The following is a 26,381-nucleotide window of genomic DNA, read 5'->3' as shown; positions in this document are numbered from 1 at the left end:
TCGGCTACCTTTACGTGCCATTCGGGCCGGGCCGGTGCGCCGCACTGCCCGTCCATGCCTGCTGGGCCGCGCTCTGCGCCTGCTGCTGGGCCGCCGCCTGCTCGGCGGCCTTGCGCTCCTTGCCGGAGAGGCCGCGCATCCGCGCGCGGTAGACGTGGTCCGGGCCGTAGAGCCGGGGCCTGGCGTCGAGCTTCGCCTGGCGGCCCGCCGTCGGCTTGGGCTCCTCGCCACCGAGGACGCCCTCGAAGACCCCCATGCCCGGGAGGTCCAGGAGCGTTTCCGTCCGGTCGCCCAGGCGGGCCCGGAGCGGCAGCCACTCGCTGCGGTCGGCGGCGCGCCGGCCGCCGTTGACGACCGGCCGGTGCCCGACCGTCAGATAGCGGACCGCCAGGGCCCACTGCGTGAGGTTCCACCGTCGCTCGTTACGCCGGGAGCGCTGCGCGCCGTAGAACGTGATGAGCGCGGGCGGGGCGAAGTAGAGCGTGAAGAGGAACTGCGACGGGAAGCCGAAGACGAGCAGCAAGCCGCCCACCCAGACCGCGTAGATCGCGGCACCGGTCACCAGGACCCGGCGGGAGGGACCCTCGCCGAGGTCCATGCCGAACAGCTCGTGCTGCCGTGTCTCCAGGTCGAAGTGGCGGGTGAACGTGTGCCCCACCCTCATGCGCCGGCCACTTTGTTCCAGACCTCGGTCAGCATGTTCTTCGAGGCGTCCGGCGCGAAGACGAAGCCGGCCACGACCACACCGGCCAGGAAGTGGCCGAGGAGCTCGCCCCATTCGCGCTTCGCGTAGTGGCCGATGGCCCTGACCGCGAGGACGATCAGGAAGATGTTCCCCGCGATCAGGAACACCCAGTTCTTGAGGTCGGCGCCACTGGTCAGCGCAAGTTGCATCGTATTTCCCTCGTGGTGAGACGGGCAGCGGTGAATCGATGAATGCCGGGGGACCGGCGGAAAAGGTGGAGGAGTGACGGCCGCGCGGGCCGGCTACGGCGTGAGTCCGCCGTGGACCTCGGCGACCTGCCAGCGCTCGGCCTGGGCGGACGACACGCGGGTCACCTTGACGCGGTAGGTCTGCTCGATCGCGGCACCGCCGACATTCCAGCTGACGACCGCGGTGCCGACGCGGTCGGTGCCGCTTCCCTCGTCCACGGTCCAGTTGCGGACCGAGTCGAGGGCCATGCCGGACGGCAGGGCGGGAATGGAAGCGCCGGGCGCGGCCACCGAGTCGGACTCGCCGGTGGCGTACTTCGAGAAGAACTCCTCGATCACACCACGGGTCTTGCCGCCGAAGTCCATGTCGTTGCTCTTGCTGTCCGCCGCCGGGACGGACGGGCCGCTGTTCGGCACACCGACGATGCCGGGCTGGCCGGTGACGACGACGCGGCCGGACGCCTGGACGACGGGGACCTCCAGGCCCATCCACCGGGTGGCGGACTTGGCGTCCTTCTTGCCGTCGTCCTTTTTGCTGTCGTCCTTCTTGCCGTCGTCCTTCTTGTCGCCCTTGTCGGCGGGCGCGGGGGCGGCGTCGGGAGTGTTCACGAGGACGTCCACCCGGACGCGGGCGCGCTTGTCACCGAGCACGGAGACGGTGCTCGGCTGGACGACGAGCACCTGCTGGTGCCCCTTGGAGTTCCAGCCGTCGCTGGTGTCGGCTCCCCTCGGCATGTCCCGCGCGAGGGCGGCGGCCCGCGCCTGCGGGTCGCCCTCGTCCCAGGTCAGATACGAGCGCGCGAACCGCGCGGCGACCGCCTGCGCCTCCTCGACCGGATACCGCGGCCCGCTGTCGGCCTTGGCCGGGGCGGGCTTGGCCGGGGCCGGCGCCCAGATCCACGACCGGACACCGGTGATCACGGCCAGCGCGACGACGCCCCAGAGCACACCGCGGCCGACCTTCACCGCGAACTTGGCGCCGCTCTTCTCGTCCTCGATCCGCCACGGAACCTGGCTGTCGGACGCGGCCTTGGCCCCCGCTTCCGGCGGCACCGGCTCGGTGCGGGCGGGGCCGGACGTCTGGGCCTGGAGCCGCGCCGCGGCGTCGGTCCACTGCTGAAGGCCGGCGGGTACGGAAGCGGCGGGAGCCGTGGGGGCGGCGGGCGTCAAAGGCTTGTCCGCAATGGGAGTTGCTGTGGCCTTATCGCCTTTCGGCTCCGGCAGATTCAGTATCCGCCGCATGACCGTCTTGAACGTGCTCAACCTTGGTGACCCTTCCCCCGTACAAGGCCTGAGTGCCTGGACAGTACGTGGGCCTATTACTGATCGTCAAACAGCTTGATTTGTCCAATGAGTGACCAGGAGTGAGCGAACTCTTACCGGTTCTGCATCCGGAATTCCCGACAAGGCGGGCCTTTCAGGAACGCCGCCCCGCGATCGCGTGGCCCCCATCACGCCCATTCGGACCGCCCGGCCTCTTCACCCCTTACATCAGCGCCGGCCCGCGGCCTCGGGACTGGGCCGGGAGAGGGTCGGCGATGGGGGCCGCGGTGCGTGACTGTTGCTTTGGCTCGGTTTTTGTAGCCAATCTGTTGCGTAGGCCGGGGCCTTCTTTCTGCAGCGATTCCTCCAAGGCTGTGCCGAGGAGTGCCGATTGCTGCTGCTCATTCCTTTGGGCAGCAGCGGCCTCGTGGGTGGCGCGGAGGTCGGCTTCCATGACCCGGACCTCCTGGACGATCTCAGGATCGACATCGGGGTTGAGCTTGGCCCGGACCAATGGCTCACGCAGTTCTTCCGCGCCCGGCGGGATGCGTACGTTCGCGTACCGCTCGTTCTGCAGGAGATCCGCGGCTTCTTTGTACGACTTGGCGAGCTCCTTGTCGCCCGCGCCGATCTGTTCGAACTTTCCCGACCGCGTCAGTTCATAGAGTTCGTGGTTCTCGGACTTGGCCGCGAAGCTCTCCGGGGTGTGGAACTGAAGCTCGAACTTCTCCTCGGTTTCCGGGTGCTGCCAGGTGGTGTTGACCCCCTTGTAGACCGGGTCTTCCCAGGTGTTCGTCTCGGAGAGGGTCTCGTATCCGCGCGACCGCAGCTCCGCATAAGCCTGATTCGTCCCCTCGACGTAGGCGTCCGCCTCGAAGGTCAGCGTGTAGCGGTTGAGGTCGTCGACGTCCTCACAGACTTCCTGGGCGTCGCCACCGTTTCGCTTGACCTCGACCGCGGCCTTGCGCCGGAAGGAATCGAGCCCCTTGAGGGAGTTCTCGAGACCCTCCAGCTTTCCGCCGCGCGAGACCGATCGGTCCTCGATTCCCCGCATGATGCCGTCGAGACGGCCACGCGCCTCCTGGGCCGCCTCCCAGCGGGCGGTGACCAGACGATTCTGTTCGGGGGTCAGCTTGAGATGGTCCTCGGACTTCTCCTTGGCCCCCTGCCAAGCACCGACATCCGATCCGCTCACAGTTCGGTGGCCCCCATCACGCCACGGAGCTCCTGAAGAAGCCGCTCGGCCTCATCGGCAGTGAGCTCGATCAGATGCGGCGGAGTCGTCTGGCGCGCGTCGAAGAATTCGAAGATGGCGCTGTCGGGCTCCCACACGTTGTCCGACATGAACGTCTCGTCGTAAATGCGCTCAGGACTCCTGCGCCGCCGCACCACGGTCTTGGGACCCTGGCCGGCCCGCCACCTGCGCTCGTTCGAGTAATAGGCCCAGTACCGCACCCAGCCCTGCCGGTCGGCTTCGAGCTCGGCGGCCCGTTCGGCCGTGACCTCGTGCAGAATCTTCGCCGCCGGCGGGTGTGTGACGTTCGTGTCCTTGATGTTGTGCCACTGCCAGTCGAGCAGCGACAGGTACTCCCATTCCTCCCCGGAACGCCGCCACAGCCCGTCCGGCCGCTCCGGGGTGTAGCCCTCCGGCACCTCGACGAAGTACTCGTACTGTTCGCTCATCATCGGCCTTCCTCTCCCGACTTCATGCCGTACCGCCCGCTCTGCACCAGCTCGGCCGCCTGCTCGCGCGCTTTCGAGAACTCGGCGCCGTCAGCCGCCGCATCGCGCACCCGGCCGGAGCGGTAGAGATCGTAAAGGAGATGGTTCTCCGACTGGACCGCATAACTCGCGTCCGTGTGGAACCTGATCTCGAATCGGTCCTCTCCGCCCGGCCGCTGCCAGGCCGCCCGGAATCCCTTGTAGAGGGGGTCCTCCCAGGTGTTCCGTTCCGAGCCGGGTACGAGCTCGAAGCCCTGCTCGTGCAGGAAGGCGTACGCCTGTCGGACGCCCGCCGTGTAGTGATCGGTTGCGAGTACGACGGTGTAGCGATTGAGGTCACTGATCTTGCGCGCGAATGCCCCCACATCGACACGGAGGCGCTTTCGCGCGGCGGCCTGGCGGCGGAAGGCGAGAAGGCCCTTCAGCCGGTACCGCTTTCCTTCCAGCCGGGCGCCGATCGCTTCTCCCGAACGGGCAACGAAGGCGTCCAGGACGGCGTCGAGTTGTCCGTGGGCCGCGCGGGCCTTTTCCCAGCGGGCCGTGACGAGGCGGTTCTCCTCCGCCGTCAGCTCCAGCGGGCGGGCGTCGTCGGAGCGGCTCTCGCGCCAGGCGCCGGCCGGCTTGTCCGTACTCACAGCTCCGTGTCCCCGTTCGCCAGCCGTGCCGCCTCCGCCGCGTCGATCTCCACCAGGTGCGGCGGGTCGGAGGGCCGGGCGCTGAGGAAGTCGTGGACGGCGTCGGTCGGCTCCCAGCCGTCCGGGCCGTACGCCTCGTCGAGGATGCGCTCCGGGCTGCGCCGCCGCCGGACCACCGTGGTCGGCGGCGCCCCGGCTTGCCAGTCGGCCTCGTCGGTGAAGTGGGCCCAGTACGTGACCCACGCCTGCCGGTCCGCGGCCAGCTCCAGCGCGCGTTCGGCGGCGAGCGGACGCAGGATCTCCCGTTCCACCGGCAGCTCCGCCGCGGCGTGCCACTCCCAGTCGAGCAGGGAGAGGTACTCCCAGCCGTCGTCGGCGCTGCGCCACAGGCCGTCCGGCCGCTCGGCGGTCCACCCCCGCGGGACCTCGGCGAAGAAGGCGTACCGCGCGTTCTCCAGACGGCGGCGCTCGGCCTCCGCCTCGGCGACGCGGGCGCTGAGGGCGGCCGTGTCGGTGGGGCGGCCGGGGCGGTCCGGGGAGTGGTCGGTCTCGCACTCGGCGAACATGTAGTTCTGCCGGATGCGCTCGACCGTGGGCCACAGCCACATCTGGTGCCAGTACGCGAGCTCGGAGCCGCTCCGGGTGGGGTCGGCGTCGGCCTCGACGGCCGCGCACCAGGCCGCGCGGAGGGCGGCGAGCTCCTCGACGACACCGCCGTGCTTCGGCCAGCAGGGCCAGATGCGCAGGTGGAGCTGAGGCGCGTAGTGCCGCCCGAACCAGTCGAGCCAGTCGGCCAGGTCCTGCCAGTCCCGCTCCGTGGCCCGCAGCGACCACGGAAGATGGCCACCGGCCCCGGCACCGCCGGAGGCGGTGGCCTCCAGGGCGTTCAGGCGGCCGAGGATCTCGCCCAGGATCTCCTCGACCTCGCCCTGTTCGCGCTTGACGCCCAGGGCGAACGTCTTGATCTGCTCCTCCAGGCCCGCGCGGTAGGCGGCGAAGTCCGAGACCTTCAGTACGTCGTCCACGGTGTGCTCCTAGAGCTGTTCGAGCGGCGTCGGGCCGATGCGCGCCGCGCGGGTCGCCAGCTCACCTGCGCGCAGCGCCTGCCCGTCGCGGCTCTGGTCCCACGGCTCCAGCTCGACGATGACGCCCGGCGCGCCGCGGAAGAGGAGCAGGGCCTGGCCGTGCGGGAGCTGGCGGATCTCCTCGGGGCGCAGGATGCGGCGTTCGCGCTTGACCTCGGACGTGGTGTAGCCGAAGAGGCGCTGGGTGTCCCGGGAGGTGGAGAGCTCGGCCAGCTCGGTCTCGCCGATCAGCTCGGAGAAGCGGCGCAGGGCCTCGATGTCCTTGAGGCCGCCCATCACCAGGGACGCGGCGGCGTTGTCGAGGAGGGTGGCGGCCTCCTTGTCGCCCCAGCGCAGTCCGGCCTGGGCGAGGGACTGGAGGGCGTAGACGAGGTGGATGCCGTAGCCGCGCGCGTCGGAGGCGAGCGAGGGGAGCTTGGGGAGCGGGGCGACGTTCGCGACCTCGTCCAGCACCAGGCGCAGGAAGGGGTCGAGCCGGCCCGAAGGCGTCCGCGGCGCGCGGCGCTTGGCCGCGTCGACGACCTCGCCGAGCAGCATGGTGGTCAGCGGCGAGACATTGGTCGAGGCGTTGGAGTCGCTGATGAGGACGAGCGTGTCGCGGGAGGCGACGAAGCGGTCCGCGTCGAAGACCGGCACGCCTTCCTGAGGGGTCACGCAGCGCAGCACCTTGCGCAGCGCGAGGGGCTCGATCTGCGCGGCGAGGGTCTGCCGGGTGGAGGCGACGGTCTCGTCGGCGCCCGTCGAGACGGACCGCAGCAGGACGTCCCAGCCGGGTTCGGCGCCGGGGTGGTCGGTGAGGATGGCGCGGGGCTCGCTCGCCTTCTCCAGGTTGGTGGCCCAGCGCAGCACATGCTCGATGGTGCGCCCCTCCAGCGCGGCCGCGTGCAGCAGGCGGGTCAGCGCGGAGGAGGCCGTCTGCTGGAAGAAGCCGGCGTTGGTGGACGAACCGTCGTCCGCGCCCATGCCGACGGAGAAGGACAGCGCGCGCGACGTGGCGGTCTCGCCGTCCTGGCAGCCGGCCACCGGGTCCCACACCATGCGCTCCGGCCAGCCGACCGTGTCGAGCGGGTCGAAGACCCACACCTTGCCCTGCCGGGAGCGCGGCTGGGCGATGACGTCGAGGACGTCGGCGCGCGTCGAGGTGACGACGAGCGGGCCGGGCGCGTCGAGGCAGGCCGGGATGACGACGTTGCGGGACTTACCGCCGCCGGAGGGCGCGATGACCGCGATCGAGTCCTCAGGCGTGGCGACGAGCGGCTGTCTGCTGCCGAGCTGCCGGCCCATCCGCCAGCCGAACTCGCGCAGTTCGGCGCGGGCGACGGCCTTCGGGTCGTAGCGGCCGTCCTTGCCGGAGAAGCTGGTGGCGCGGGTCTGCGCGGCGGCGGCCCGGGCGCGTGCCTCGCCGAGGTTGTGGCGGGCCTCGACGGCGGAGGCCAGGCCCTCGCCGCCGGCGCCGCGGGCGCGCCGCCGACGGGCGCGTACGGCCAGCGTGATCAGGGCGATGGGTACGGCGATGAAGACCAGCCAGACGCAGACGGTGACGGCGGGCGAGGCGGCGTGGATGCCGTCCTCGCCCAGGCCGTCCAACGGCCGGTGCAGGGCGAGTGCCTTGACGGTCGAGGCGACGTCCGACACGGCCATGCCGTCGGCGGTGGCCACCAGGGCCAGATGCCAGGTGGCGAAGAGCCCCACCACGAGGGCGACGCCCTTCGCCAGGGCTATCTCGCCCTGGGGCCCCGCTCCTTTTTCCCGCTTCCGCCCCGATTCCCGTGCGTTCGCCACGCGCGGCCCCCGTTCTCACCTGCGTTCAAGGTCCCTGACGGTAACACCCCCGTATCGCGCGAAAGCCCCAGGTCAAAGGTCTGGGCCTGGCCTACGGGAGCGGACGGCCGGACGCCCCGGGGGCCCGCGTTCCCCCGCCGGTACGATCGGCTGCATGCCGCAGGAGGCCCTCGACGAATTCGCCCGGTCCAGCAAGGACAACACCGGCCCCAACAGCGGCATTTCAGGTAGAATCCACAGTTTCCGGACAGCCGGACAGCCGGACAGCCGGACAGCCGGACAGCCGGACAGCCGGACAGCCGGACAGCCGGACAGCCGGACAGCCGGACAGCCGGACAGTGCTCATCGCCGTGCGTTCGGCGGGCGCCCTGCACCGGCTTCTCGACGCGCTCCCCGTCTTCGAGGGTGACGAGCGCATCGCCGTCCGGTTCACGCTCGTACCGGGGTCGGCGTTCGACGTGGACGCCCTCGCGGCCCTGGAGCGGTCCGGCGCTCGGACGGTCGGCTGGGAGCAGGCTCGCGCCCGCGAGCACGACCTCATACTGACCGCGAGCCCGAAGGGCGCGCTGCGGGTCCTGTCCGGCCCCCGGGTGGTGATGCCGCACGGCGCGGGCTTCAACAAGGCCCTCAGGGACGAGGGTTCGCCCCACCTCCCCTCCGGCCTGGACCCCCATTACCTGCTCGCCGACGGCGAACCCTGGGCCGATCTGCACGCGCTGGCGCACGGCGAGCAGCTCGACCGCCTCACCGAGCACTGCCCCGCGGCCGCCGCGCGGGCCTCCGTGGTGGGCGATCCGACCCTGGACCGGCTGCTCGGCTCGCTCGCCCACCGGGAGGGCTACCGCGCCGCCCTCGGTACGGGCGAACGGCGGCTCATCGTGCTCACCTCCACCTGGGGCCCGGAGTCACTGCTGGCCCGCCGGCCGGACCTGCCGCGCGAACTCCTCGGCCGGCTGCCGCACGACGCCTATCAGCTGGGCCTGATCCTCCACCCCAACGAACACAGCCGCACCGGCCCCTTCGACATCGCCCGCCGGCTGGCCCCGGCCCTCGCGGCGGGCCTGGTCCTGGCCGGTCCGCACGAGGAGTGGGCCGCGCTCCTCGTCGCGGCCGACGCGGTGGTCACCGACCACGGCTCCACCGCCCTCTACGCGGCCGCTCTCGGCCGCCCCGTCATCGGTGCCTACGACGGCGGGAGCGAGCTGATCCCCGGCAGCCCCATGGCGGACATGCTGGCGTCGGCGCCCCCGCTCGCGGAGAGCCTGCCGGCCGCACTCCGGGCGGCGGTAGCGCGGGACACCCGGCGTTTCGCGGACGCGGCCTTCGCCCGGCAGGGCCAGTCCCTGCGCCGGCTCCGGAGCGAGCTCTACCGACTGCTGGGCATCCGGCCGCCGACGGCCCCCGTGGCCCCGCACCCGCTCCCCCGCCCGGCCACCGCGCCCCGCCGTCCCGCGGCCTTCGCCGTACGCACCCAGGTCTCCGGGCGCCGGATCGGCGTCGAGCGCTTCCCCCCGTACACCTCCGAGGCCGTACGCCATCTGGCCGCCGAACTCCCGGAAGCGGACACCCGCCACACGCAGACCGCCGCGGTGCTGTGGCGCCGGGCCCGGAGCGCCGCACCGGCACCGCACAGCAGCGCGTGGACAGCGGCCGGGTGGACCGAGCGGATCCTGGACGACGCCCCGGCGTGCCGGACCGCGGCCGCGCTCCTCACCCCGGAGCGGGTCCTGGTCCGGCACCGCTCGGCCGGTCCGCTCAGCGTCCGCGTCGAACCGCGCGTGGCCGCCGGCCGCGTCCTGCGCGCCGACCCGGCCGCCGTCGTCTCCGCGGTCCACGCCTGGCTGGCCGAGGCGCCGCAGGTGACGCCCCCGGTGACGCTCCTCTGCGACACCGGCCCGCTCACGGTCCGGGCGCACCTGGCCCCGGCGGACGAGGCGGACCTCGCCTACGAGCTCTGACCACCGCCGGTCAGGCCGCCCGCGCGGTCGGCCAACAGCTCTGCCAGCGCACGCTGTTCGGCCGCCTCGGCCGTCGCACCGCGCTCGTCGGCCAGCCCCGCGAGTTCCTCCAGGACGCGCGCCTCGTCGGAGGTGGAACCCCGCTCGCGGGCGCTCTCCAGCGCCGCGCGTGCCAGGGCCTCGGCTTCCGCCGCCCGCCCCGCGCACCTCAGCGCCCGGCCGAGCTCGAATCCGGTGCGGGCGGTCATCCGCTCCCGCTCCTGCTCGCGCGCCATCCGGTGCGCTTCCTCCAGCAAGCCGACCGCCCGCCCGACCTCGCCCTGACGCAGGGCGGTACGGCCCAGCAGGTGCGTCTGGAGGAGCACGCCGTAGGCGTTGCCGATCGCCGTGTGGATCCGCCGGGAAGCCTCGAAGTCCGCCGTCGCGCCCGCGAGGTCGCCCTCGGCGAGCTTCAGCAGGCCGCTGAACTCCACGGCCGAGGCCCTCAGTTTGCGCTCCGGACCGGAATCGCCCAGCGCCTCGGACGCGCTCAAGGCGCGGCGCAGGCGATCGGCGGCTTCCTCGTACCGCTGCTGTTCCCACAGGGGACGGGCCAGCTGGCAGCGCATCCGGACCATCGCCGGCAGGTGTTCCAGGCGATCGGCGGCCGCGACGCCGGTCGCGAAGGCGTCCGTGACGTCCGCGTAGTGCGGGTGGTCGAGGAAGTGGGTCCACAGCGGTTCGCACAGCGCCCACGCGTCCTCGTACAGCCCGCTGTCGAAGGCCAGCCGGACGCAGCCGTACAGCGCGAGCCGCTGCGACTCCAGCCATCTGAGCGCTTCCGGCTTGGTGGCGAACGCGACGTCGGGGACACCGGCGACAGGACCCGGCAGCTCCGCGAGAGTCATGCGCGGACCGGCCGCCGTCCGGTCCGCCCGCGCGGCCTGGCGGCGGTACCAGCGGATCAACGCGCGCCGCGCCTCGGCCCGTTCCGCTCCCTCGGGGTCGGCCTCGCGCGCACGGCGGTCGGCGTGGCCACGCAGCAGGTCGTGCATCCGGCAGCCCTCCGGCCGGTGCTCCAGCAGCCCCGCCGACTCCAGCTCCTCCAGCGCGTCGACGGCCCGCCGCTCTCCGGCGCCGAGCAGCGCGGCGGCCGCCGGCGGGGTGATGACCGGCGCGGGGTGGAGCGACAGCAGGCGGTAGAGCCGCGCGGCCTCCTGACCCAGCCCCGCGTACGCCGCGTCCCACACCGCCTCGACCATGGGGACGCCCTTCTCGCGCAGCTCCGCCGTCAGCTCCTCGACCAGCCGGGACAGGCTGCGTCTGCGGTACTTGCGGATCCACTGCCCGGCCACCTTCAGCGCCGCGGGCAGTCCACCGCAGCCGCGGACGAGCGCGGCCGCCGCCTCCGGCTCCGCGGGCAGCCGGTGGTCGTCCACGATGTGCGCGAGGAGCCGTGCCGCGTCCTGTGGGGCGAGCGGGTGCACGGGCACCTCGACCGGCGCCGTGCCGTCGAGGTCGTAGAGCGTCCCGTGGCTGGTCACGATCGCCAGGGCGCCCGCGGACGCCGGGAGCAGCGGTACGGCTTCGCTGCCGTACCGCGCGTTGTCGATGATCACGACGAGCCGCTTGGCGCGGGTGAGCGACCAATACTGCTTCCGACGGCCGGAGAAGGACCGCTCCAGCCACTCCGCGCTGACGCCCAGGCCGGTCAGCAGCTCCGCGAGGGCATCGGCGACCTCCACCACGCCGTCCCGGCGCAGATCGTCCAGATCGACGTACAGCACACCGTCCGGATAGCGCGGGCCCAGCTGACGGGCCACATGGAATCCCAGCGCGGTCTTGCCGATCCCGCCGATGCCACTCAGGGCCACGACCAGCGGGGCGCCGTCGCCCGTGTGGCTCTCGGCGGCCCGCGCGATGCGCTCCTGCTCGGCCCGCCGGTCCGCGAAGTACGCGAGCGCGGGCGGCAGCTGGAAGGGCACCGGCCGCTCCGGCGCCGCCGCCACACCGTGCAGATGCTGATGCAGCGCTTCGATGCGCCCGGCCTGGACCACCACGTCCGCGCGCCCGTCCAGGCTGTTGTGCGTCTCCTCGGCCATCCGCCAACTCTACGGTGGGTCAGTCGGCCTGACGGGCCGACGGATCGTCGGAACAGCCGCGTCCGGTGCGTCGCACGCTTCTATGGTGGCTACAACCGACGACCACCCAGGGAGCGTATCCATGGACCCGATCACGGCGGCGGCCCTCACCGCACTGGCCGGAGGGCTGGGCGGGGAAGCCGCCCGGCAGGCATGGCAGGGCCTCTCCGCCCTCGTGCGGCGCCCGTTCGGGCGGGGAGGGGCACTCGACACACCCCCCGGTGTGAGCACGGGCGAGCCGGAGCTCACCTCCCTGGAGGGTGCCCCGGCCGATCCGGTGCGGGCCCAGGCGCTGGCCACCGCGCTGGGCGTCCGGGCCGCGCTGGACGGCGAGTTCCGGGCGCTGCTGGAGGAGTGGTGGCAGCGGACGCGGGCGACGACGGCCGGAGACGTGCACAACCACATCAGCGGCGGGACGCAGGGCGAGGTGTTCCAGGGCAGGGACTTCTCCGGCATCACCCTTCACGTGCACCGGGGCCCGGGGCAGGCGGACCGGCGCTGAACCGCGTGCGGGCCCCGGCCGCGCAGGCCCGGGGCCCACACGGGCCTACGCGGCAGGCTTGCGGACGAGAGCCAGGAAGAAGCGGGTCTTGCGGACGAGGATGTCGCGTACCGCCGGGAGGCTCGCGATCAAGTGGTCGGTGAACTCCGCGCCGAAGCGCTCGGTGAACTCCTCCCGCTTGTCGTAGCAGGCCAGCGCCATCACGTTCATGGTCATGGCGAGGTTGGCCGACAGGTCCTTGAACTCCAGCGTGTGGAAGCCGGCCTTGCCGATCAGGTCGAAGAACTCGGGCAGGCGGGGCGGGAGATTGCTGGCGAACACCGTCTCGAAGAGGGCGACATCCGCCTCGGTGAGCTCGTCGGTCACCACCGACTCCAGCACCATGAGCTCACCGCCGGGGCGCAGCACCCGCCACGCCTCGCCGAGTGCCTTGGCGCGGTCCATGTGACAGATGCTCTCGACCGCCCAGGCGCGGTCGAAGGTCTCGTCGGCGTACGGGAGCCGCATGGCGTCGGCGTGCTCGAAGGTGAGGCGGTCGGTCAGGCCGTGCGCCGCCGCGAGCCGGTTGGCGCGGTCGATCTGTTCCTTGCTCACGGAGACGCCGGTCACCTTGGCCTCGCGCTGCTGGGTCAGGCGCAGCGCGGAGCGGCCGGTGCCGCAGCCTATGTCCAGGACGTGCTCGCCGGGGCGCGGGTCGAGGGTCCTGATGAGGTAGTCGGTGTAGCGGTCCTGCGCCTGTGAGGAGAGGGCGACCAGGTCCATGCTCGCGGGGTGGGGCTCGTCCGGCGGGAACCACAGGCCGCAGTGCACGCTCTCGCCGAGGGTCATGTGGTACACCTCGCCGAACTTGTCGTACCAGTCGCCGACCTCGTCGGCGGTGACCTTCAGCTGGGGGGTCGTCGTCTCCTGCGGCACGGTGCGTTCCTTTCGAGTGCGGCATCGATGGATCGCCGGGCCGGACATGACGGTGCTCGGTCACGGATCACCGGCCCTCGCCCGGAGATCCTTCAGCACCCGCCGGAAGCCGGACAAGGCCGCCTGCCCGCGTGAACGGACGGTTCAGGCCACCGGTCTCACTCGTCCTCGAACGCCGCTTCCTCCATGAGCCGCTCCGCGATGTCGTCGGCCCACGCCTGGGCCCAGTGGCGGAGTTCGCCGACGGCGGCCTCGTCCAGGCCCTGGGCGGTGAACTCGCTGTCGTCGATCCACTCGGCCCCGGCGAGACGGGCCTGGAGGTCGGTGAGGTCGAAGTCGGCGTCGCGGGCGTGACGCCGGCCGAGCTCCTCCAGTTCGACGGGGGACCAGCGGGCGGCCGCGGCACGCACGTCGACGAGGCTGCGGGCGAGCCCGAGGTCGGCCAGGGCGCGCACCTCCAGGCCCACGACGTCCGGGGCGGCGGGCACGGGCCCGTACTCCGTGGGGACGGGCGGCCGCCACAGGGTCTCCTTGCGGAGGTCGACGGCGCACTCCTCGCCGGTCGTGGGGTCGGCCACGGTGAGCCGCACCGCGAGGGGACCGGCCGAGACCGGCCGCACCTCCCAGCCCCGCTCCGCCAGCCCGGCCCGCAGCGCGGCGGCGATCGCGTCCATGGGCCGGGGCGCGTCGGTGACGAACTCCAGGTCCCGGCCGGGCCGGCCCCCGAGCCCGTGCGCGCGCACCGCGTGGGCCCCGGCGAGCACGACCGGCGCCGGGGCGCAGGCTGCCACCACATCGGCCGACAGCCGCCGGTGCAGCCCTTCCGGAGGGGGCGGGGGCATCTCGGGCAGCATGATCGCGATTATGGCGCACGGGCGGCCCGGAACAGCGGTGCCGCCTCTCGCGGCCCGGCCGTCACCGCGCGGCAGTCCTGGGCACCGGCCGCCGGGCATCGCCCGCGCGCGGCGTGGCCGGCCCGCGCTTTCGACGCGGACACCGACCCGTACACGCCGAAAGCCGCCCCCGGGTCGGCCCGGGGGCGGCTTCGATCAGGTGGTGGCCGGGTCAGTGACCGTGGTGACCGCCGTGACCTTCGTGGCCGTGGCCATGGCCTTCGTGGTCACCGTTGAAAGAACCGTTGTCGGACAGGATCGGGATCTCGTCCAGGATGTGCGACAGCGGGTCGTCCCCGTCCTGGATCGTGGAGTTCTCGGTGCACTGCTGCTGCTGCTGCGAGGACAGGATCGGGATGTCCTGGAGGCCGATGTTGAGCAGGCCGATGAGCGACTGTGCGCCGAGCTTGCCGATGCCGAGGCAGGGCTTGTTGAGCGAGCCGTTGATCAGCCCCATCTGGGGGCTCATATAGCCGCCGGTCCAGGTGTTGCCGTACATCTGGCCCGCGCCGTTCGCGTTGGAGACGTCGTGTCCATTGCCCACCGCCATCGCCGGGGCGGTGGAGACGCCGGCCGCGGAAGCCACGAGCACCGTGGTGGCCACTACTTTCTTGATCACGCTATTCCTTCGCTCTGGTCGACGACTTACGGGAGCGCCCTGGCTAACTCGAAATTCCTGCGGAGGTTATTCGGCTTCACTCCTTCAGCCCACCACGCGGCCCTATCAGAATAAAAGCGCGTGGTGCCGCGCATCGGGAACCGCAACGAAAAGCCCCCCTGCCGCGGGGCCCGCACACCCGCGACAGAGAGGGCTTTTCTCCTGCGTCCGGTGCCGTCCGGGGGGCCTACAGGCCGCCGTTGCCGGAGCCGTTGCCCGACAGGACCGGGATCTCGTCGAGGATGTGCGACAGCGGGTCGTCCCCGTCGTTGATCGTGGAGTTGTCGGTGCACTGCTGCTGCTGCTGCGAGGTCAGGATCGGAACGTCCTGGACGCCGATGTTGATGAGGGCCAGTACGGACTGGATACCCAGCTTGCCGATACCCAGGCAGGGCTTGTTGAGCGTGCCCTGGATCAGGCTCATCTGCGGGCTTTCGACGCCCCCGGTCTTGGTGTTCCCATAGCCGGTCCTGGCTGCGTTGCCGTTCGCGACGTCCTGGTCGTTGCCGATCGCCAGCGCGGGGCCGGCGAGGGAGCCGACCGCGGAAGCCGTCATCGCGGCCGTGGCCATTACCTTCTTGAGCACGTCTATGCCTTTCGATCGTGTAGCGCCCCCACTGGGAAAGCGTTCTGAATAACTCCGGCCTATTGGAGAGGTTCCGGGCTTTCACTCATTCGCGCCAGTGGGCTCGCCGCACGTATTACTGGCACATCGCGGGACGTATTACCGGCACTTTTATGACCGGCCGGGCCGCCGACAGGGCTTCGTAGAGCGCGCGTTCCGTCTGCGGGCCGCACAGCACGCGGTCACGGATGCGGAAGAGCGGCACCCCGGTGACGCCATGGCGGCGCAGCCGGTCCAGCTCCTCGCGCAGGGCCTCGGCGTCCGGCTCCTCGTACGGCGTCGTACCGCCGCCCGGAAACCGACGGAGAAAACCGTCCGGTCCGGATGTGCCTCCGGTCGTCTCCAGGCCGCACTCCTCGGCCAGGGCGCGCAGCACTCCGGGGTCGCCGATGTGGAGCCCGTCGGTGAAGTGCGCGCGGAAGAGCCGCTCCACCATCGCCTCGGCGCGGCCCCGCGCCTGCGCGCGGGCGATGAGCAGATGGGCGGCGAAGGTGTTGCCGACGACCGCCCGGCCGTAGTCCAACTCCAGCCCCTCACGGGCCGCTTGGCTCCGCGCGCGGGCCATCTCGGTCTCGGCGTACGGCCCGAAGAGGCGCTGGAGCACCGGCACCAGCGGCTGCGCCACATTGGGCGCGGCCGGCGCGAGCTCGTACGGACGGAACGTCAGCTCGACCTCCCGGCCCGTGGCGCGCAGCCGCCCGGCCGCCCGGCGAAGGCGGGTAAAGCCGATGTAGGAGTGGACGCAGATGACGTCCAGGACCATGTCCGCCTTCACCACCGGGACCCCCAAGCGCCAATTTTCCATACCGCCGAGCCATTGAACAGGAACGTAGATCAGTAACTTGCCGGGCGTCAAGTATGGTTTTGAGGGCCTCGTCGCCCGGCCCGGACGCCCGTTGGGACCCTTCCCGGAGCCCCGGCGGTCACGAGCGCCGCTCCGGCCACCGGTCCGCCCGCCGCGTCACCTGCGCGCCGCACCGTGCCCGCGCGCACCAGGTCGGGCAAGTGCGGAGCGGCGGCGGGGGATTGAGGGAAGGGGCGGAGACCACGGAGCCGACGACAATGTACGCATTGCGTGCCGGTGGTGTCGCGGTCGCCGTCACCGACCCCGTCGCGGAGCTTTCCTGCGGCATGATCTCCACGCCCGCCCAGCGTGTGCGACGGCGGCCCGGCCCGGTCGGCCATGTGCGGACGGGCGCGGTGGGACCGCGAGGACAGGCTGCCGACTTGCCGGGCGTCAAGTAGGTTCGGCTGAGGGCGGCAGCTTCACGACAACAGCAGGAGAGACCATGGGCAGCACCCCTCAGGCGCGCAGGAGCGACACCCGTGAGCGCATCCAGAAAACGGCCCTGGACCTCTTCGTCTCACGTGGTTACGAGAAGACGTCGCTGCGGGAGATCGCCGAGGAGCTCGGCGTCACCAAGGCAGCGCTGTACTACCACTTCAAGACGAAGGAGGACATCCTCACCGCGATCTCCGAAGACCTCGGCCGCCCGGTCGACGAACTCATCGCCTGGGCCGCGGAACAGCCGCCCACGCCCGAGACCCGGCGGGAGCTGATGACCCGCTACAGCGCGGCCCTGAAGTCGGCCAAGCCGATCTACCACATCCTCCAGGAGAACCAGGCGACCCTGCGCGACCTGGCCGTCGGGCGCACGCTGAACGACCGCGTGGAGGCCATCTGCCGGCTGATGCACGCCGGGGACATCGACTTCGACACCCACGTCCGCGTCGCCAGCGCCCTGCTGACCGTCCACTTCGGGGCCTTCACGCTGGACCAGCTCGGCGGCACGGACGAGGAGAAGCGGCAGGCGCTCCTCAAGGTCGCGCTGGACACCCTCGGCACCCCCACCGATTGACACTTTCAGGCGACCCCGGCCGGGGCGGCCGTGCGCTGCCGCTCCAGCTCCGCCAGCGCGCGGGCGCCCCGGCCGGGGGCGATGTCGAGCCGGGCGAGCACCGCGGGCACGGCCACGCCGGGCATCAGGTGCTCATAGAGCACGATGGCCCGCCGCTCCAGGTCGGCGCGGCCGCAGACCGTCTGCGAGAGGGCGTTGATGCCGCCGTACGCGGCGACGATCAGCTCGGCGACCTCCGACGGCAGGACGTGCGGCAGCACCTCGCCGCGCTCCTTGCCCTCCATCAGGGTGCGGGTGTGCAGCTGGGTCCAGTCGTCGAAGCGGGCGTCGCGGTCCGGCGCCGTCGCGCTGTGCTCGATGGACAGCCGCACGCAGCCCCGCAGCACCGGGTCCACCAGCAGCCGGTGGGTGAAGATCAGCCCGATGTCGACCAGCTCCTGCATCTTGGAGGAGCGCGGCAGTTCGGGGCGCAGCGCCGTGACGGACATCCGGGTCTGGACGACGGCGCGGGCCAGGTCCTCCTTGGAGGCGAAGTGGAAGTAGAGCGCGCCCTTGGTCACTTCGGCGCGGGCGAGGATCTCGCTGATCGTGGCGGCGTCATAGCCCCGCTCGTCGAACACCACCGCGGCCGCTTCCAGGATGGTCCGCCGCGTTCTTATCGCACGGTCCTGCTTTGCCACGGTACGCCTCCGCATCGCTGAGGGACCCGCGTGCCGCGTCCTGAGCGGCAGGGCGGATCACTGACCGCTGTCGCTGCCGCCGGGTTCCCGCGCGCAGCCGCGGCGTAGAGCGTATGCAGGACACCCGCGTCAAGGGAGGGGAGCGAACCAGCCATCGTGACCGGCGCCGTGGCCCGGAAGGGGGTTGACTAGGGTCGGATGCCACCGGCCGCGGCCGGTCCGACGAGCCGAGGGAGCCCGCAGGGATGAGCCTCACCGGGACCGCGTTCTTCGCTGTGCTCATCGCGGCTACCGCGGTCGCCGTGCTGGCGACGCTGCTGCTGTGGACGAGGATCCCCGGTCCGCGCCCCCTCGCCTGGCTGGCGCGCGTCGTTCTCATCGGGCTGTGCCAGGTGACCGCGATCTGTGTGGTCGCCACCTGGATCAACAGCAGCTACGGGCTCTACGCCTCCTGGGACGACCTGCTGGGCCGGCCGGGCGGCGCGGGCCCGGTGGCGATGCCCGGCCCGCCCCCGGAGCGGGCCCGCTTCATCCGCGGGGACGCCGGGATACAGGAGACGTATGTCCGCGGGCGCGCCTCGTCGCTGTCCGGGCAGGTGATGATCTGGACCCCGCCGCAGTACGACGACCCGCGCTACCGCAAGACCGCCTTTCCCGTCGTTCTGCTGCTGCACGGCGTCCCCGGTTCGCCGCAGTCGTGGATGGAGCAGGGCCACATGCCCGGCGACTTCCAGAAGCTGCTGCGGGACGGGACGAGCCGGCCGTTCATCCTCGCCGTGCCGATCATCAATCCCGGCGGTGTCGACACGGACTGCTCGGACACCACCGGGCACAAGGTGGCGACCTGGCTCTCCTCCGACGTCCCGGACCTGATCAGGCACCACTTCAGGACGGGGAAGGGCCCGCGCTACTGGGGGCTGCTGGGCATCTCCACGGGCGGCTACTGCGCGGCCAAGCTGCCCTTGCAGTACCCCAAGGTCTTCGGCGCGGGCGCGGCCCTGGACCCGGATCCGCTGACGGGTGACCGGGGCGTCCTCGCGGACGAGCAGCTGCGGCTGCGCAACAGCCCCATGTGGCTGGTGGCCCACACCCAGGCCGACGTCGGCCTCTTCCTCGCGACCTCGCGCCAGGACCGGGACAGCCCGCCCTCGTACATCGAGGAGTTCCAGCGGGCGGCGGCCGGTAGCAAGGTCCGGCTGAAGACGATGCTGACGCAGCGGGGCGGGCACAACTACAACACGTGGATCTCGATGTATCCGGCGGCGTTCGACTGGCTGGGCGAGGAGCTCGACAAGGGGCCGGCGTAGAGGGAGAGGCGTAACGGGAAAAGGGCCCTGGCGGGCCCCTTTCCGCGTAGCCGTCTCCTCTGTCCGGCGGAGGTCAGCTGTTGACGTCCTGCGGGAAGACCAGCTGCTTGCTCATCCACTCAAGGCTCGGCGCGATCTCCCGCCGCCAGGTGGTGAAGTTGTGGCTGCCCTCGTCCAGGATCATCTTGGAGGCGAGCATCGGCTCCTTCACGGCCTTGAGGAACTTCTCCGTCTCCTTGTAGTTCTTCTCGCCCTTCTTGCTGCTGGTGACGAGCACGGAGACCTTCGGCGCCGGCAGGTTGCCCAGCCGCCAGATCAGGTCGTGCTCGCGCTCCCGCTGCTTGCCCTCCTCGCCGCCGCCGAAGAGGTTTCCGGTGGTCAGATCATTCTTGATCTTGTAGTCGGCGGAGAGGGCGGCGGCCGCGGGATAGACGGAGGGCTGGCGCATCGCGAGCTCCAGGGCGCAGGTGCCGCCGGAGGAATAGCCCAGGGCGCCCCAGGCGCTCGCCTCGTGCCCGACGCGATAGGCGCTGCGCATGGCCTCGGGCACGTCCTTGGTGAAGTACGTCTCCGACTGCGGGCCGCCCGGGACGTCCACGCACTCGGTGTCGCGCGGCGGCGCGATCGTCGGCCGGAGCATCACGATCACGGTCGGCTGCATCTTCTTCGCGGCCACCAGCTCGCTCGCGGTCTTCGGGATCTGGAGGTACTTGGAGAGGTTGTCGATGCCGCCCGGATATCCGCTGATGGCCACGATCACGGGAAAGCGCTGGCGCTCGTACTGCTTCTGGAAATACTGCGGCGGGAGATAGACGAACGCCGGCTCGACGACATTGGCGCGGCGGCCGACCAGGCGCACCGACTCGACCGTGCCGACCTGGTCCTTCGGGCCGTCCGGCAGGCCCATGCGGTCGCCGCTCTGCGAGCTCGCGGGCCGGATCAGGCCGCCGCCCTTGGCCGTGTCCACCGTGCCGTTGGCGGCCTCGGTGATCGCCGTGACCTGGCCGGGCGACCGGTCGTAGCGGCCGAGCAGCTGGCCCCAGGTGCCGTAGAAGCTGTTGGCGGAGTTCACCGCGAGCAGCACCACGGACATGATCGCCAGCTGGGTCACCAGGATCGACCCGAGCCGCCCCAGCACGGGCAGCGCGCCGCGCCCGGAGAGCCGGGGCCACAGCCATACGGTGAGGCCGACGCACAGCACGGCGACGAAGACCACCGTGTACAAGAGTGACCGGCTGGTCAGACCCATGCGTCTCTCAACTCCCTGCCCCGTGGTGGGTACTCGTGTTCGGCAAAACGATGCTCACCGATGAAGAGGCCGGATTGGGCGGAGAGGGTTGCCCTGCACCCATTTCTTACCCTGCTCTTGGCCTGCCCGTGTCCTGGACGTACGGCACCGTTACCGCGCCGGAAACCGCCCGCCCGGGGGGTGGGTGGCGGCCTCACTGGGCAGGAAAGGGCGCATGGGCGACGTCTTCTTGCGCAGGTTGAGCCGCTGGCAGTCCGACCAGTACCGCGAGCAGCTCGCGGATGTGCACACAGCGGCGTACGGGGGTGCGTCCGGCGAGCCCGCCCGCTCCCGCTTCCGGGACCGCCTCTCCGAGGACTCCGCGCGGCCCGGCTTCGACCTGGTGATCGCCGAGAGCCGGGGGCCGGTCGGCTGCGCGTACGGCTATCCGCTGGCCCGCGACAGCGACCGCTGGCACGGCTTCGACGGGCCCGTGCCCGCGGACCTCGAGGAGCTGACGGCCGCCGGGCGGGTCTTCCTCGTCGCCGAGCTGATGGTCCTGCCGCGCCACCGCCGCCAGGGCATCGGCCGCCGCCTGCACGACCGGCTGCTCGCCGGCAGCGGGGCCGGGCTCGCCGCGATGCTCCTCTCCCCGGCGGACGCGCACGGGGACGGCGCGCACGCGGCCCGGCTGGCGTGGGGGTGGACGACCGCGGGCAAGCTTTCGCCGGGCGGCCGGCCGGTGCTGGAGGTCTTCACCCGGCCGCTGCACCGGTGAGTCCGCCGGTTCCCGGTCCGTCACGCCCGAGGCGGGTGGCCTCGGATGCCGGCCGGGACGGATGTGGCCGATGCCGGGTGCGCGCGCGGCCCCGAGGCCGCACGGCCCTGGCCGGGCGGGGCGTTCCTCCAGGATGGTGGACGCATGACGGAAACCACCGCGAATCCCTACCTCAGCGGACTCTTCGCGCCCGTCCACGAGGAGATCACCGCGATCGACCTCCCGGTCACCGGCCGCCTTCCCGACTCCCTGCGCGGCCGCTATCTGCGCAACGGCCCCAACCCGCTCGGCGCCCCGGACCCGGCCACGTACACCTGGTTCAGCGGGGCGGGCATGGTGCACGGCGTGCGGCTGCGCGACGGCCAGGCCGAGTGGTACCGCAACCGCTGGGTGCGCTCCGACGAGGTCGCCGGGCGGCTGGGGGAGAAGCTGCTGCACGGCCCGCGCCACCTGGGCATGGACGCCGCGCCCAACACCCACGTGCAGAGCTTCGCCGGGCACCTCCTCGCGCTGGTCGAGGCCGGCTCGCTGCCGTACGAGCTGGACGAGGACCTCTTCACGATCGGCCCCTTCGACTTCCACGGCACGCTGCCCGGCGGGCTGGCCGCGCACACCGTCGTCGACCCGCGGAGCGGCGAGCTGCACGCCGTCGCGTACTGTCCGGCGCTGCCGTACGTGCAGTACCTCGTCGCCGGGACCGACGGGCGGATCCGCCGCTGTGTCGACATCCCGGTCGACGGCCGCCCCGTGATGCACGACTTCTCGCTGACGCGACGGCACGTCCTGCTGTACGACCTGCCGGTGGTCGCCGGGGATCCGGCCCAGCCGGGCGGCGCGCCCGCCCGCTGGGACGACGGGCGGCCCGCCCGGCTCGGGGTGCTGCCCCGGGACGGACGCGCGCGGGACGTCCGCTGGCTGGAGATCGACCCGTGCTACGTCTTCCACCCCATGAACGCCTACGAGCGCGACGGCGTCATCACCGTCCATCTCGTCCGCTACGAGCGGGTCTTCGACGGGCGGCCCGCGTCCGCCGTGCGGCACCCGCCGCTGCTGGAGCGCTGGACGGTGGACCCCGCGGCCGGGACCGTGCGGCGCACGCGGCTGGACGACCGCGAGGTGGAGTTCCCCCGGGTGGACCCGCGGCGGCTGACGGAGGCGCACCGCTTCGGGTACGCGATGGCCGCCGCCGGGGAGGACCGGCGGCGGCTGGGGGCGGGGCTGCTGAAGTACGACCTGGAGCGCGGGACGAGCGAGGAGTTCCGCGCGCACCCGCGCGGCGACGTCGGCGAGGGCGTGTTCGTCCCCTCCGCCCCCGGCGCGGCCGAGGACGACGGCTGGGTGATGGCGTACGCGTACGACCCCGATCGCGGGGCCTCGGACCTGGTGGTGCTGGCGGCCCAGGACTTCGCGGCGGGACCGGTGGCGCGGGTGCACCTGCCGGTGCGGGTGCCGTTGGGCTTCCACGGCAACTGGATCCCTGACGGTGTGTGAGGACGCGGCGTGGGTAGGCGTCCTGGGAAGCACGGCCGCTCACGGGTGCTCAGGAGTACTCACGGGTGAGCCCAGCTGGCGCAACCGGACGCGGGGGCCGTCCCCCGACGGTGTCGGGCGCGGGCCGGCTTACGAGGGTCTGAGCACGCCGGGAGGGGCGTGACGGCTAGCCTTACGTAGCCATCCGGACCAGGGATATTCCCCGACACTCCGGACATTTCATAGCTCCCGAGACACGTGAAGGACTGCTCCCCATGGGCATTCGGAGTCTGCTGCGGAACGCGTTCGGCCGGTCCAGGACAGCGACAGCCGAGCGCGACGAACCCAGCCTGCCCCAGCAGAACGCGGGACCGCAGGCCACCACCGACGGCGCGGAGCCGGCCGCCGGCGCCACCCCCGCCCCGGAGAAGGAGCCCGCGGCGGTCGTCCCTGGGCCGTCGGCGGAGCCGACGACCGCGCCCGCGCCGGGCTCTGACACCGCGTCGGCCACCGTCCCCGCCCCCGCCTCGGAGCCCGCCCCGGCCGAGCCCTTCCGCGCGCCGCTGCCCGCGCAGCCCACCACGGGCCGCGTGCCCGACCCCGGGCCGCTCGGCCCCACCCCCGGACCCACGCCCAAGCCGGACCCGCTCCCCCAGCCGGAGCCCGAGCCGACGCCGATGCCCTCCCCCAAGCCCGTCCCGGAGCCGGACCCGGTGCCCACGCCGCTCCCCTCCCCGCCGGTGGAGCCCGAGCCGACGCCGCGCCCGGTCCCCAAGCCCGAGCCCGCGCCGGGCCCTTCGCCGGAGCCCCAGCCCGCGATGCCGCCCCGCGACGCGGAGGCCGGGCCCGCCGTGAGCCTGGAGAAGGTGAAGGAGACCGCTCCCGCGCTGGTCAGCCTCTACAAGAGCGCGGCGGTCTCGCTGCGGAAGCAGGGGCTCACCGGGCAGCGGGCGGCCGTCTATCTGGTCCTCGACCGCTCGGGTTCGATGCGCGAGTTCTACAAGAACGGCACCGTCCAGCACCTCGCCGAGCAGGCGCTCGGCCTCTCCGCCCACCTCGACGACGACGGCACCGTCCCGGTCGTCTTCTTCTCCACCGACGTCGACGGCACGGCCGAGCTGGATCTCGGCGACTACGAGGGCCGCATCGAGGAACTCCACAACTCCATGGGCCACATGGGCCGCACCAACTACCACTGGGCCATGGAAGCGGTCATCGAGCACTACGAGAAGTCGGGCGCCACGGACCCGGCGTTCGTCATCTTCCAGACCGACGGCGGCCCCTACAGCAAGCCGGCCGCGGAGCGCGCCCTGTGCGAGGCGGCGAAGCTCCCCATCTTCTGGCAGTTCGTGGGCTTCGGCGACCCGGACAGCAAGGGCTTCGACTTCCTGCGCAAGCTGGACAACCTCGCCGTCCCCCAGAAGCGCGTCATCGACAACGCGGGCTTCTTCCACGCGGGCCGCGACCCGCGCGCGCTGACGGACGCGCGCCTCTACGAAGAGCTGATGGTCGAGTTCCCCGAGTGGCTGGCGGAGGCCCGCGCGGCGGGCATCGTGAAGTAGCCCCACGCGGCGGACTTCCTCACCACCCGCGGCGGACGCCCTCGTAAACCCCCGGACGAAGTCCGGGGGAGCACTCCGCGAACGCCGGGCGGGGCCGGTGGTGCGGGCCAGGGCGTCGGTCGCGGAGGGGATCACGGCCGCGCCGGCCGCATCCAGCCCGTCCGGGGCTCAAGGACCGCGGCGCGTGGTGGTACGGACAGGCACGCCGTCAGCCCGCCACGGCACCCGCGGGGAACCGCACCGTCACGCGCAGCCCGCCGCCCCGCCGCGGTACCGCGTCCACCGTGCCGCCGTGCGCCCGCGCGATGGAGCGGACGATCGACAGGCCCAGGCCCGCGCCGCCCCCGAGCCGCTCCCGCCCGGCGCCCCGCCGGAAGGGCTCGAAGAGTCCGCCGGCCTCCTCCGCGGCGACCTGCGGGCCGGTGTTCGCCACGGTCAACAGGCCCGGCCGGACGCGCACTTCCACGCGCCCTCCCGGGTGGTTGTAGCCCACCGCGTTGCGCAGCAGATTGCCGGTCAGCTGCGCGAGCAGGACACGGTTGCCGGTGAGCGGGCAGGGCACGGCGCGCGTCTCGACGCGTACGCCCTCCCGTGCCGCGCGGTCCGTGACGGCGGCGGTCTCCTCCGCCACGACCTCCGCGAGGTCGAGCGGCTCCCGGCGCTCCAGGCCGCGTTCACTGCGGGCCAGCACGAGCAGGCCGTCGATCAGGTGCTCCGAGCGCCGGTTGGTCTCCAGCAACAGCTCCTTCGTGCGCGCCAGTTCCTCGGGCGAGACGTCGCCGTCCAGGCCGACCTGGATGGCGGCGCGCTGGGTGGCCAGCGGGGTGCGCAGCTCGTGGGAGGCGTTGGAGACGAAGCGGCGCTGGCTGTCGAAGGCGCCCTCCAGCCGGCCGAGGAGCGCGTCGATGGTGTCGGCCAGCTCCTTCAGCTCGTCGCGCGGGCCGCGCTGCGCGATGCGCTCGTGGAGATTGCGCTCGGAGATGCGGCGAGCGGTCGCGGTCATGGCGTGGACGGGCCGCAGCACGCGCCCCGCCGTCCACCAGCCGACACCCACCGCCAGCAGCGCGGTGAGCAGGAGGGCGAGCGCGGACCACAGCACGAGCTGGTGCGAGGCCGCCGCGCTGACATCCCCACTGACCTGGTAGATCGTGGACGACGTCAGCCCCGGGACCGCCTGCCCCCGGAAGGGGACGGCCGTCTCGTCCGGCCGCAGCGCCTCCACCGGCAGGGCGGTACGGGCGATGACGGTGGCCTGCTCGCGCGTGCCGGCCCGGGAGAGGACGTTGACCGTGGCCAGCAGCACCGCGCCGAGCACGAGGAAGACCGCGCCGTAGGCGGCGGCGATGCGCGTACGGGCGGTGAGCGCGGGCCCGCGGAAGCGGAGCCTCACAGCGCGTACCCCACGCCCTGGACCGTGCGGATCAGCGGCGGCTCGCCGAGCTTGCCGCGCAGCTTGCTCATCGCCACGCGGACGGCCCCGGTGAAGGGGTCGGCGTGCGCGTCCCAGGCGCGCTCCAGCAGTTCCTCCGCGCTGACCACCGCGCCCTCCGCCTCCAGCAGGATCTGGAGCAGGGCGAACTCCTTGGGGGAGAGGTCCAGGTCCCGCTCGTCGCGGGACGCCGTGCGGCGCACGGTGTCCAGCCGCAGCCCGGAGCGCTCCAGCACCGGCGGCGCCGGGCGGGCGCTGCGGCGGCGCAGCGCCCGGACGCGCGAGACGAGCTCGGGGAACTCGAACGGCTTGGGGAGATAGTCGTCGGCCCCCAGGTCGAGACCGGCGACGCGGTCCTCCATGCTGCCGGCGGCGGTGAGCATCAGGATGCGGGTGCGGGAGCCGGAGGCGACGAGGCGGCGGGTGACGTCGTCGCCGTGCACCCGGGGCAGGTCGCGGTCGAGGACGACGACGTCGTAGTCGTGCAGGTCCAGATAGGCGATCGCGGCGTCGCCGCTGTAGACCGTGTCCACGGCGAACCCGGCCCGGCGCAGCCCGGTGGCGACCAGCTCGGCCAGCGTTTCCTCGTCCTCGGCGACCAGCACCCGCATGACGTTGTCCATCCTTGTCGGCATTCACCCCCTTTCCAGCATGCCTGTGGGTCTACCGCACGGGATGTTTCGCGGATGTCTCCATGCCGCCGGACGCCCCCGCGGCGGGCCGGTGCGTGCCGCGGCGGAACGCATGCCTCGCGCGCCCCCTCGGTCACCTCCGGGCGCCCCTGTGCGGTGGTGACGCCGATGCGATCGAGTGACTACCTTTGGTAGTCGTAGGATCACTCTTCGGATCCACCGGTCATCCAACGGGCCCCGCGCGACGGCACCGCCGGGGCACGACCGAGGTCTTGAGGCCGACGGGAGCCGACGAGAGCCGATGAGAGGGGGAGGGGAGCTCGGGTGGCGGGAGAGGTTCGCGCC

The 26,381-nt window shown here is 72.3% G+C and carries 26 protein-coding genes; 8 read left to right on the top strand and 18 right to left on the bottom strand.

Going from position 1 to position 26,381, the window contains the following annotated elements; translation table 11 throughout:
• Positions 1-10: 10 nt before the first annotated feature.
• From ACZ4A5_RS05010 to ACZ4A5_RS04975, 8 genes are all read right to left on the bottom strand, one after another.
• Entirely contained in the window at positions 11-664 is a 654-nt protein-coding gene (locus tag ACZ4A5_RS05010) for a hypothetical protein (RefSeq protein WP_467578512.1), read from the bottom strand.
• The gene (locus ACZ4A5_RS05005) at positions 661-894 is read right to left on the bottom strand and encodes a hypothetical protein (RefSeq protein WP_398869568.1); all 234 of its coding nucleotides are present in this window, start codon (positions 892-894) and stop codon (positions 661-663) included. Before ACZ4A5_RS05005 ends, ACZ4A5_RS05010 begins: the two co-directional genes overlap by 4 nt.
• A gap of 93 nt (positions 895-987) precedes the next feature.
• Positions 988-2,103 carry a conjugal transfer protein gene (locus ACZ4A5_RS05000; RefSeq protein WP_467578510.1) on the bottom strand — a complete coding sequence of 372 codons (1,116 nt, stop codon included), beginning with the start codon at positions 2,101-2,103 and terminating at the stop codon, positions 988-990.
• Between the two features lie 316 nt (positions 2,104-2,419).
• Positions 2,420-3,391, bottom strand: coding sequence for a hypothetical protein (locus ACZ4A5_RS04995; protein WP_467578508.1), 972 nt, complete (start codon positions 3,389-3,391; stop codon positions 2,420-2,422).
• Entirely contained in the window at positions 3,388-3,882 is a 495-nt protein-coding gene (locus tag ACZ4A5_RS04990; RefSeq protein WP_467578506.1) for a hypothetical protein, read from the bottom strand. The genes ACZ4A5_RS04995 and ACZ4A5_RS04990 overlap by 4 nt, the downstream gene beginning before the upstream one ends.
• The gene (locus ACZ4A5_RS04985) at positions 3,879-4,553 is read right to left on the bottom strand and encodes a hypothetical protein (protein WP_467578504.1); all 675 of its coding nucleotides are present in this window, start codon (positions 4,551-4,553) and stop codon (positions 3,879-3,881) included. Before ACZ4A5_RS04985 ends, ACZ4A5_RS04990 begins: the two co-directional genes overlap by 4 nt.
• The gene (locus ACZ4A5_RS04980) at positions 4,550-5,578 is read right to left on the bottom strand and encodes a hypothetical protein (RefSeq protein ID WP_467578502.1); all 1,029 of its coding nucleotides are present in this window, start codon (positions 5,576-5,578) and stop codon (positions 4,550-4,552) included. Before ACZ4A5_RS04980 ends, ACZ4A5_RS04985 begins: the two co-directional genes overlap by 4 nt.
• A 9-nt stretch (positions 5,579-5,587) precedes the next feature.
• A complete protein-coding gene (locus ACZ4A5_RS04975) occupies positions 5,588-7,420 on the bottom strand; it encodes a type IV secretory system conjugative DNA transfer family protein (protein ID WP_467578500.1) in 1,833 nt (610 codons plus the stop codon).
• A 338-nt stretch (positions 7,421-7,758) separates the two neighbouring features.
• Between ACZ4A5_RS04975 and ACZ4A5_RS04970 the strand changes: the two genes are divergently transcribed.
• Positions 7,759-9,378, top strand: a complete 1,620-nt coding sequence (locus ACZ4A5_RS04970) for a translation initiation factor 2 (protein ID WP_467578498.1) — start codon at positions 7,759-7,761, stop codon at positions 9,376-9,378.
• On the opposite strand, the gene ACZ4A5_RS04965 is transcribed toward ACZ4A5_RS04970, so the two are convergent.
• Positions 9,366-11,459, bottom strand: coding sequence for a hypothetical protein (locus ACZ4A5_RS04965; protein WP_467578496.1), 2,094 nt, complete (start codon positions 11,457-11,459; stop codon positions 9,366-9,368). The genes ACZ4A5_RS04970 and ACZ4A5_RS04965 overlap by 13 nt on opposite strands.
• A gap of 121 nt (positions 11,460-11,580) precedes the next feature.
• Here ACZ4A5_RS04965 and ACZ4A5_RS04960 point away from each other — a divergent pair, with 121 nt between their 5' ends.
• Positions 11,581-12,000 carry a hypothetical protein gene (locus ACZ4A5_RS04960; RefSeq protein ID WP_467578494.1) on the top strand — a complete coding sequence of 140 codons (420 nt, stop codon included), beginning with the start codon at positions 11,581-11,583 and terminating at the stop codon, positions 11,998-12,000.
• 45 nt (positions 12,001-12,045) lie between these two features.
• Here the strand turns inward: ACZ4A5_RS04960 and ACZ4A5_RS04955 are convergent, their stop codons facing one another.
• From ACZ4A5_RS04955 to ACZ4A5_RS04935, 5 genes are all read right to left on the bottom strand, one after another.
• Positions 12,046-12,915: a methyltransferase domain-containing protein gene (locus ACZ4A5_RS04955; protein ID WP_467578492.1), complete on the bottom strand. Its 870-nt coding sequence runs from the start codon at positions 12,913-12,915 to the stop codon at positions 12,046-12,048.
• Positions 12,916-13,073: 158 nt separating this feature from the next.
• Complete coding sequence (locus ACZ4A5_RS04950; RefSeq protein WP_467578490.1) at positions 13,074-13,769, bottom strand: hypothetical protein; 696 nt, start codon at positions 13,767-13,769, stop codon at positions 13,074-13,076.
• 211 nt (positions 13,770-13,980) lie between these two features.
• Entirely contained in the window at positions 13,981-14,427 is a 447-nt protein-coding gene (locus ACZ4A5_RS04945) for a rodlin (protein ID WP_467578488.1), read from the bottom strand.
• Between the two features lie 226 nt (positions 14,428-14,653).
• Entirely contained in the window at positions 14,654-15,052 is a 399-nt protein-coding gene (locus ACZ4A5_RS04940) for a rodlin (RefSeq protein ID WP_467578486.1), read from the bottom strand.
• Positions 15,053-15,167: 115 nt separating this feature from the next.
• Entirely contained in the window at positions 15,168-15,881 is a 714-nt protein-coding gene (locus tag ACZ4A5_RS04935; RefSeq protein ID WP_467578484.1) for a DsbA family oxidoreductase, read from the bottom strand.
• Positions 15,882-16,153: 272 nt separating this feature from the next.
• On the opposite strand from ACZ4A5_RS04935, the gene ACZ4A5_RS04930 reads away from it, so the two are divergent.
• Positions 16,154-16,336 (top strand): hypothetical protein, encoded by a 183-nt coding sequence (locus tag ACZ4A5_RS04930; RefSeq protein WP_467578482.1) that lies wholly within the window; start codon positions 16,154-16,156, stop codon positions 16,334-16,336.
• 44 nt (positions 16,337-16,380) lie between these two features.
• Positions 16,381-16,950 (top strand): TetR/AcrR family transcriptional regulator, encoded by a 570-nt coding sequence (locus ACZ4A5_RS04925; RefSeq protein WP_467578480.1) that lies wholly within the window; start codon positions 16,381-16,383, stop codon positions 16,948-16,950.
• A gap of 5 nt (positions 16,951-16,955) precedes the next feature.
• Here the strand turns inward: ACZ4A5_RS04925 and ACZ4A5_RS04920 are convergent, their stop codons facing one another.
• Positions 16,956-17,630: a ScbR family autoregulator-binding transcription factor gene (locus tag ACZ4A5_RS04920; protein ID WP_467578478.1), complete on the bottom strand. Its 675-nt coding sequence runs from the start codon at positions 17,628-17,630 to the stop codon at positions 16,956-16,958.
• Between the two features lie 245 nt (positions 17,631-17,875).
• Here ACZ4A5_RS04920 and ACZ4A5_RS04915 point away from each other — a divergent pair, with 245 nt between their 5' ends.
• Positions 17,876-18,937 carry an alpha/beta hydrolase gene (locus ACZ4A5_RS04915; protein ID WP_467578476.1) on the top strand — a complete coding sequence of 354 codons (1,062 nt, stop codon included), beginning with the start codon at positions 17,876-17,878 and terminating at the stop codon, positions 18,935-18,937.
• 73 nt (positions 18,938-19,010) lie between these two features.
• On the opposite strand, the gene ACZ4A5_RS04910 is transcribed toward ACZ4A5_RS04915, so the two are convergent.
• The gene (locus ACZ4A5_RS04910) at positions 19,011-20,186 is read right to left on the bottom strand and encodes an alpha/beta hydrolase (protein ID WP_467578474.1); all 1,176 of its coding nucleotides are present in this window, start codon (positions 20,184-20,186) and stop codon (positions 19,011-19,013) included.
• Between the two features lie 214 nt (positions 20,187-20,400).
• On the opposite strand from ACZ4A5_RS04910, the gene ACZ4A5_RS04905 reads away from it, so the two are divergent.
• The 3 genes from ACZ4A5_RS04905 (at position 20,401) to ACZ4A5_RS04895 (ending at position 23,975) form a co-directional block, all read left to right on the top strand.
• Complete coding sequence (locus tag ACZ4A5_RS04905) at positions 20,401-20,943, top strand: GNAT family N-acetyltransferase (RefSeq protein WP_467578472.1); 543 nt, start codon at positions 20,401-20,403, stop codon at positions 20,941-20,943.
• Positions 20,944-21,087: 144 nt separating this feature from the next.
• Positions 21,088-22,434, top strand: a complete 1,347-nt coding sequence (locus tag ACZ4A5_RS04900; protein ID WP_467578470.1) for a carotenoid oxygenase family protein — start codon at positions 21,088-21,090, stop codon at positions 22,432-22,434.
• Positions 22,435-22,688: 254 nt separating this feature from the next.
• Positions 22,689-23,975 (top strand): vWA domain-containing protein, encoded by a 1,287-nt coding sequence (locus ACZ4A5_RS04895; protein ID WP_467578468.1) that lies wholly within the window; start codon positions 22,689-22,691, stop codon positions 23,973-23,975.
• Positions 23,976-24,183: 208 nt separating this feature from the next.
• Here ACZ4A5_RS04895 and ACZ4A5_RS04890 read toward each other — a convergent pair whose 3' ends face one another.
• A complete protein-coding gene (locus ACZ4A5_RS04890; RefSeq protein WP_467578466.1) occupies positions 24,184-25,365 on the bottom strand; it encodes a sensor histidine kinase in 1,182 nt (393 codons plus the stop codon).
• Positions 25,362-26,015, bottom strand: a complete 654-nt coding sequence (locus ACZ4A5_RS04885; protein ID WP_467578697.1) for a response regulator transcription factor — start codon at positions 26,013-26,015, stop codon at positions 25,362-25,364. The genes ACZ4A5_RS04890 and ACZ4A5_RS04885 overlap by 4 nt, the downstream gene beginning before the upstream one ends.
• Positions 26,016-26,381 lie beyond the last annotated feature (366 nt).

The sequence above is a fragment of the Streptomyces sp. NPDC025618 genome, assembly GCF_055558795.1.
Note: the sequence above shows the minus strand (reverse complement) of the source record. Positions and strands in the feature narration are given on the sequence as shown.

Coding starts and splice junctions, on each gene's coding strand:
- ACZ4A5_RS05010 (WP_467578512.1), bottom strand. CDS start 664: ATGAGGGTGGGGCACACGTTCACCCGCCACTTCGACCTGGAGACACGG.
- ACZ4A5_RS05005 (WP_398869568.1), bottom strand. CDS start 894: ATGCAACTTGCGCTGACCAGTGGCGCCGACCTCAAGAACTGGGTGTTC.
- ACZ4A5_RS04990 (WP_467578506.1), bottom strand. CDS start 3,882: ATGATGAGCGAACAGTACGAGTACTTCGTCGAGGTGCCGGAGGGCTAC.
- ACZ4A5_RS04965 (WP_467578496.1), bottom strand. CDS start 11,459: ATGGCCGAGGAGACGCACAACAGCCTGGACGGGCGCGCGGACGTGGTG.
- ACZ4A5_RS04960 (WP_467578494.1), top strand. CDS start 11,581: ATGGACCCGATCACGGCGGCGGCCCTCACCGCACTGGCCGGAGGGCTG.
- ACZ4A5_RS04950 (WP_467578490.1), bottom strand. CDS start 13,769: ATGCTGCCCGAGATGCCCCCGCCCCCTCCGGAAGGGCTGCACCGGCGG.
- ACZ4A5_RS04930 (WP_467578482.1), top strand. CDS start 16,154: ATGTACGCATTGCGTGCCGGTGGTGTCGCGGTCGCCGTCACCGACCCC.
- ACZ4A5_RS04925 (WP_467578480.1), top strand. CDS start 16,381: ATGGGCAGCACCCCTCAGGCGCGCAGGAGCGACACCCGTGAGCGCATC.
- ACZ4A5_RS04915 (WP_467578476.1), top strand. CDS start 17,876: ATGAGCCTCACCGGGACCGCGTTCTTCGCTGTGCTCATCGCGGCTACC.
- ACZ4A5_RS04910 (WP_467578474.1), bottom strand. CDS start 20,186: ATGGGTCTGACCAGCCGGTCACTCTTGTACACGGTGGTCTTCGTCGCC.
- ACZ4A5_RS04905 (WP_467578472.1), top strand. CDS start 20,401: ATGGGCGACGTCTTCTTGCGCAGGTTGAGCCGCTGGCAGTCCGACCAG.
- ACZ4A5_RS04900 (WP_467578470.1), top strand. CDS start 21,088: ATGACGGAAACCACCGCGAATCCCTACCTCAGCGGACTCTTCGCGCCC.
- ACZ4A5_RS04895 (WP_467578468.1), top strand. CDS start 22,689: ATGGGCATTCGGAGTCTGCTGCGGAACGCGTTCGGCCGGTCCAGGACA.
- ACZ4A5_RS04885 (WP_467578697.1), bottom strand. CDS start 26,015: ATGCGGGTGCTGGTCGCCGAGGACGAGGAAACGCTGGCCGAGCTGGTC.